General features: G+C 30.9%; 4 protein-coding genes. All 4 read left to right on the plus strand.

Going from position 1 to position 1,908, the window contains the following annotated elements; all coding sequences use genetic code 11:
• Positions 1–485, plus strand: a 485-nt coding sequence (locus ACMOUI_RS12975; RefSeq protein WP_418966118.1) for a YbhB/YbcL family Raf kinase inhibitor-like protein, incomplete at its 5' end; no start/stop codon positions are given.
• Positions 486–497: 12 nt separating this feature from the next.
• Positions 498–1,121: a DUF1847 domain-containing protein gene (locus ACMOUI_RS12980; protein WP_418966119.1), complete on the plus strand. Its 624-nt coding sequence runs from the start codon at positions 498–500 to the stop codon at positions 1,119–1,121.
• Positions 1,122–1,232: 111 nt separating this feature from the next.
• A complete protein-coding gene (locus ACMOUI_RS12985; protein ID WP_418966120.1) occupies positions 1,233–1,535 on the plus strand; it encodes a hypothetical protein in 303 nt (100 codons plus the stop codon).
• Between the two features lie 145 nt (positions 1,536–1,680).
• Positions 1,681–1,908, plus strand: a 228-nt coding sequence (locus ACMOUI_RS12990; protein WP_418966121.1) for a hypothetical protein, incomplete at its 3' end; no start/stop codon positions are given.

A 1,908-nucleotide genomic window follows, 5' to 3' on the forward strand; every position in this document is an offset into this window, starting at 1 on the left:
GTGATAGTATTATAGGTGGATATATTAAAAGTGAGTTTGGAAAATATGGAGATTCCTGGATAGATAAAATGCCATCTAAATCACTAGAATTAAAATGGGAAAATGCACCAGAAGGGACAGAGAGTTTTTTTATTGTTATGCAAGATTATGATGCTGTACCAGTTACAGGATTTTCATGGATACATTGGATTGCAGTTGTTCCTAAAAATTATACAGAATTAAAAGAGAATGATAGCAGAGTAGATAAAAATATAGTGCAAGGAGTCAACAGCTGGGCATCTAAAATAAGTGGGCTAGCTAAGGAGAAAGCATCATTTTATGGAGGTCCAACTCCACCGGATAAAGATCATATATATGAGATAAAGATATATGCTCTAGATAAAATTCCAAACTTAAAAAACGGCTTTTATCTAAATGAGGCTTATAAAGAGATAAAGGGGCACATTTTGGGAGAAGCAGAGATAGAGGGAATTTATAAAGTTTAGGGAGGAGAGAAAATGTATAGTTGCGCAAATTGTAAGGTTCATGGGTGTAAAGATCAGGATTATAAAAAAATGCCTGAAAACTGTCCAAGTAGGGACAAAGAGTTTCAAGAGGAGAATAAAGTTCTCTATTTACAGGAGGAAAATTATAAATTAGCTCATAGTTCAGCTTTAGTTGAAAGTGAAGGCTATTGCGAACTTACTAGAGTTGAGGAGATAATGGAGTTTGCAAAGAAAAATAACTTTAAAAAAATAGGATTGGCATTCTGTATAGGTCTTAGAAAAGAAGCTGAAATTTTTGGAAAGATACTTGAAAATAGAGGGTTTGAAGTATGTTCAATAATTTGTAAAAATGGTGCTGTGCCAAAGGAGTTTATAGGGATATCTGACTGCGAAAAAGTGAGACCAGGAACTAAAGAGGTGATATGTAATCCTATAGGACAAGCAAGACTTTTAAATGAGATGAAAACAGAATTAAATGTTATTTTAGGGCTTTGTGTTGGGCATGATTCTCTTTTTATAAAATATTCAGGGGCACCAGCAACAGTCTTAGCTGTAAAAGATAGAGTAACAGGTCACAATCCTTTAGCACCGTTATATACTGCAGATACCTATTATAAGAAAAAACTTTACAAATAAAAATGTATTAAAATAAGTCAAAATGGCAATTATATAAAAATTATATTTTTAAAATATAGTCCCATAAGATATAATTGATATTATAAATAATATCTGCGGGAGGTACACACTATGAAAAAAGCGTTTTTATTCTTATTAGCATTTTCTACATTGACTTATTCAGCACCGAAGACATCATATAGAACAGGAGTAGCTTTCGCCTTAGGAGACTATTTTAACTCTCCAGCTAAAAAAGTTTTAGAAGCAAGTAAGGTTGTACAACTAGAGGATAATATATTCGCTCAAAGAGTTAAGTATCAGACATATACTGACTTTGGCGGACAGATTCTTAAAGAGCATATTTTTATAATAAAAAAAATAGATTCCATATATAAATTTGTTGAAAAGTTAAATGTAGAGGAGTTAGAAATATAGAAAGATTGGTCTAATCATTAATTGATTAGACCTTTTTTAATATATATCCTCCACATTTAAAAGACCTATAATCATTAAATAAAAAAAAGCTTTTCAGAATGCCCACCATATGATATTATATATTCAATAGCGGGGGGTGATATAAATGCACACAACAGCTGCAAATATTTTAAAAATCTTATCTCAAAGTGAGATGTCCGTAGATGATATGCAGTTGTATTTAGAGGTAGAAAAAAGCTCAATAATGAAATCAATTTTACAACTTAATGAGTTTTTAGAATCAATAGATTTACCAATAATCGAGAAAAAAGAGAGTATATACTCTTTAAATCTTTCAAATCAACAATTGAAAACACTATTTAACAATTTTAAC

This window comes from Cetobacterium sp., from assembly GCF_048470075.1.
In the GTDB taxonomy this organism is placed as follows: domain Bacteria; phylum Fusobacteriota; class Fusobacteriia; order Fusobacteriales; family Fusobacteriaceae; genus Cetobacterium_A.